At 52.8% G+C, this 4,177-nt stretch carries 5 protein-coding genes; 3 read left to right on the forward strand and 2 right to left on the reverse strand.

Features of this window, described 5'->3' with window-relative positions; all coding sequences use genetic code 11:
* The 3 genes from Q0117_RS09375 to Q0117_RS09385 form a co-directional block, all read left to right on the forward strand.
* Positions 1-419, forward strand: a 419-nt coding sequence (locus Q0117_RS09375; protein ID WP_366807801.1) for an MqnA/MqnD/SBP family protein, incomplete at its 5' end; no start/stop codon positions are given.
* A 225-nt stretch (positions 420-644) separates the two neighbouring features.
* A complete protein-coding gene (locus Q0117_RS09380; protein ID WP_297925046.1) occupies positions 645-854 on the forward strand; it encodes a hypothetical protein in 210 nt (69 codons plus the stop codon).
* A 189-nt stretch (positions 855-1,043) separates the two neighbouring features.
* Positions 1,044-1,835, forward strand: a complete 792-nt coding sequence (locus Q0117_RS09385; protein ID WP_297925052.1) for a UDP-N-acetylmuramate dehydrogenase — start codon at positions 1,044-1,046, stop codon at positions 1,833-1,835.
* Between the two features lie 315 nt (positions 1,836-2,150).
* Here Q0117_RS09385 and Q0117_RS09390 read toward each other — a convergent pair whose 3' ends face one another.
* Together Q0117_RS09390 and Q0117_RS09395 are read right to left on the reverse strand one after the other, a co-directional pair.
* On the reverse strand, positions 2,151-2,603 hold the full coding sequence (locus Q0117_RS09390; protein ID WP_297925066.1) for a hypothetical protein: 453 nt from the start codon (positions 2,601-2,603) through the stop codon (positions 2,151-2,153).
* A gap of 182 nt (positions 2,604-2,785) precedes the next feature.
* On the reverse strand, positions 2,786-4,177 hold a 1,392-nt coding region (locus Q0117_RS09395), incomplete at its 5' end, for a phosphatase PAP2/dual specificity phosphatase family protein (protein WP_297925073.1).

Consider the following 4,177-nt stretch of genomic DNA (forward strand, 5'->3'; position numbering starts at 1 on the left):
GCGTGGAGCGCGAGATCTGGGACATCTGGAGCGAGCTAGCGGGCGAAAATCTGCCTCTGCCACTAGGAGGCATGGCGGTTCGCCGCAGCCTGCCGATAACGGACGCCATAGAGTGCGAGCGCGTGCTAATGGGGGGCGTGCGTATCGCCACCGCGCATAAGCCGCTTTTATCGCGCATGCTTCTCGAGCGCAATCTCATCCGCGTGAACGACGCAAAGCTAGAAAAATATCTGAGCCTTTATGCTAACGAAGCCTCGATCGAGCTTTCGCAGGCGCAGATCCGCGCGGTGGATAGGCTATTTGAGCTTGGTTACGAGCGCGGATTTTACCCTGCGCCGCTTAGCGCGCAGGAGAATTTTATCCCGCGCGAATATAACGAGATCCGTTTTGCGGACTGCGGCGGGCAAAACCCCATGTAAAGCGAGCGAGGTTAAAATTTAGTTGAAATTTGAGCCTTGCTTCGGCTGATTTTGCTCGGAACACGCCCCTTCGTTTCGGCTAAATTTCTAGGCGTTAAGGGGTTTGTGCCTCGGCGAAAATTTTACTTTGGCGTAAGGGTAGACGCGAGGTAGAATTTTACCCCGCGTTCTTGCCGTGGCGGTGCAGCCCCTTCGCCGCTTTTGGGTTTAGCTGCGGAGTGCGACGTGAATTTAAATTTGCGCGTAAAATTTAGCGCCGAGCTTGCCGCGGATTTTGCCGCCAAGCTCGTCTCGACCGTACGCCATAGCGCGATCTGTCGCAGTACGATAGCCACTACGCTTTCAAATTTAAGGCTACGCGGCGATGGAATTTTACACGCGGAGGTACATTGCGCGGCTGTATTTTGTACCGCAGAGTGCGAGCTGCGCGTGTGACGTAGCGCGCCACTGAAAACGTATCGAAAGCGAGATAAATTCAATCGCGCTGGCAGCGCTAAATTTTGAAATAGCGTTTGCATCTCGCACCGCACCTCGCGGCGGTATCGCTAAATTTTAAAACGATGCGCGGCGAGCATGAAATTTTAAATTGACGAAACCAAAAAATGAAATTTAAAAGGCAAAATTTTGAAAATAAAGCGGATAGATTTTAGCAAATATACCTCTGTGCGCATCGGCGGGAGCTTTGCGGTGCAAATTTTAAAGGACGAGGCCGATTTTGCGGAGTTTGAGAGCATATCGGGGGGCGCGATCATCGGTGACGGCAATAATCTGCTCATCTCGCCCGCGCCGCCGCACCTTGCGATGCTAAGCGAGGAGTTCGACCGCATAAGCTTAAGCGGCGATGTCCTTAGCATCGGGGCTGCGACGAAGTCGGGCAAAATTTATAACTTCGCCAAAAAGCAGGGTCTCGGCGGCTTTGAGTTTTTGCGCAACATCCCGGGCACGCTCGGCGGGCTAATCAAAATGAACGCGGGGCTCGCCGGCGCGAGCATTAGCGATAGCCTGCTTGCCGTGCGCCTGACTCGCTGCTGGGTAGAGCGCGAGCGAATAAGCTTCGGCTACCGAAGAAGCGGGATCGAGGAGCCGATTTTGGGCGCCGAGTTTAAAATTTCACGCGGCTTTGATGCCGAACTCGCCGCGGATTTCTCCGCCAAACGCGCCAACCAGCCAAAGGGAGCGAGCTTTGGAAGCTGTTTTAAAAATCCGCCGAATGACGCCGCGGGCAGGCTGATCGAAGCGGCGGGGCTTAAGGGCCACGCGATCGGCGGAGCGAAATTTAGCGAGCAGCACGCCAATTTCATCATAAATTTCGGCGGCGCGAGCTTTGAGGATGTGATTGCGCTCATAAATTTAGCGCAAAGCCGCGTTTTTGAGGAATTCGGTATCGAACTGGAAACCGAAGTCGTGGTGCTATAAAAAGAAATTCGTATATTTTGCCCCGACTAAACTTGCTCGGTCGTCCATTCCGTCTTTTTTGCACTGGATTTTTTTATGCTTTGAAATTTTAAAATACCGACGAAATCGTCAAATTTAAAAGCGCTCAAATGCAGTGCGCCGGCGATACTAGCCGCTGTTTCATCGCTTAAAATAGTCGCTACAAAAATGGCCCGCAAAAGCAATCAATTTTATCCCGTTTATCTCGCCATGAAAAACAGTTGTTGAATTTTGCGCGCCAAACCGACGCGATCGTCTAAATCGGCGTTCCGTAACCGTCTAAGCGGGCAAGCAAATTTAGCTCAGATAGTAACACGCAAAAGCCACAACGGCGACGATAAAAGTAAGCGCGGCCGTTAATTTATATAGCTGCAAAGCTCCCGCGCAGCGACTTTTCATATCGCGGATTTTGGGCGGCTTGCTAGCTAAATTTAGCTCCGCAAGCGCCGCGTCAAATTTGCCGCAATCAAGCCTCCTTTCCGCAAAATCTCTAAAAATCAACGTATCAAAATGCAGCCTAACGTGCAGATAAAATAGAGCCGCAAAAGCCGCAAAAAAGCCCGCAATCACGGCAAAACGCGTAAAAATCGTAAGGCAGACGGCAAGCTGAAGTAAATTTAACAAGAAAAACAGCCTATGCGTCGCTAAAAATCTAGCCGTAACCAGCGCCAAGGCCCTATCGTCCGTCCTTTGACGGCACTCCCGCTCCCCGCCTTGCGCCGTTTTTTCGTTTTGCTCCGCATTCGTCATTTTCCCTCCTCATTTTGGGCGTTCGCCTTTGGTTAAATTTCCCGTTTGTTTTCGCCGAGAATTTTGCAATGCCGCTTGTTTCTAGCCTGCAGATTTTTTAAATTTGATCCCTTAAACCGGACTTGATCAAATTTAGCCTGCGCCTATTTCGCGCGTAAATTTGCCGCTTCTTTACTTCGCTTTCAAATTTCGCTGGTGCGGACGGCTATCTGCTCTATCCGATCGCGTAGCGAGCTAGAGACGGCGATCTTTTCGCGGCGCGATTTTAGCAAATTTAGCGCGTCATAAAAGCCAAAGCCCCTATAAATCACCATCCAAGCAAGCAGCACCGACGCACTCCTGCCGTAGCCCAGCGCGCAGCAGACCAGCACCTTTTTGCCGTTCTCGGCGACTCGTTCGTTTGAGTTAGCAAAAATTTGTCCCGCCTCGGCGATCTTACTTTCGTTTGCCACGCCGCGCGTTTGCAAATTTGCCCGCGCGTCCGCTTGCTCGTCAAATTTCAAATTTCGCTCGTTCGCGTAGCCCGCCTTGGCGCTAAAATTTGATCCTAGTTTCGCCCCCATTTGCGACAAATTTTCACCGCCGCCAAAAGTCGTTTTTACAAGTCGCTCTAGCTCGTCCGCGCCGCGCCTCAGCTCGTCCGCGCCGGGCATTATCATATCTAGCATAGGTATGCTCGCGTAAATTTGCGCACCGCCAGGCCGCTCAAACTCGGCCGCGAGATCTAGCACAGCGTCAAATTTGCCCGCCTCCTTAACTGAGCCCAGATAGAGCCCCGGCAAAATCTCGTCTGAAAGCCGGCGTCCGCGCAGCCAAAAAAGAGCATTTAACCGCGCGACACAAAGATAGGGAAAAAGTAAAGCTTTGGCCGCGAAAGCGTGACGGCCTTGCTCGTTTTTAGCAAAAACTCCCGCGCCCAAAAACGCGTAACCGCAAGCAACCAGCGCGAAACTAAGGCTCGCCCAAGATAGCCACAGCATCCACGCGCCCCAAATTTTAGCCCCCAAAATCGCCGCAAAAAGCGTCAAAAACGCAAGCCCCAGATATAGCGCCGCCCATTTGTAGCGCGCGGCCTCCCTAGCTATGGCAAAACTAAGCGGCGCGCCGTCTATCGGACGAACAAGTAGGACGAGGCAGCCCGCAGCCAGCCCCGTCGGAATGTCGATAAAATGGTGCTGATACGTGGTCAGCACGCTAAGGCCGATGAGCGCAAACCACGCCGTAAGCGCCGCTTTAAGCCAAACTGCGCGCGCCTTGCGAAGGTAAAATGCGCCCACCACGACGCAAAGTATTATATGCAGCGACGGGGCTTGATTAAACGGAAGGTCAAAGGCGGCGAGGCTCGAGAACAAAAAGCCGCTAATGCCCGAAACTGCGGGCTTCTCCCACGACATTTGCAGAGGAAAAGCGATAAAAAACAGCGTCGCAATCACCTGCGCGGCGAGTAGCTGCGTGACGTAGCGCGCGAGCTCCCCGGCGTCACGGCAGAGGAAAAATCCAAGCGCATAGAGCAAATTTAGCGACCAGTACGGCACGATGCTCCACGCCAAAAACGGCACTGCGCGCTCCCACGC

It is taken from the genome of uncultured Campylobacter sp. (assembly GCF_937997535.1).
GTDB lineage: Bacteria > Campylobacterota > Campylobacteria > Campylobacterales > Campylobacteraceae > Campylobacter_B.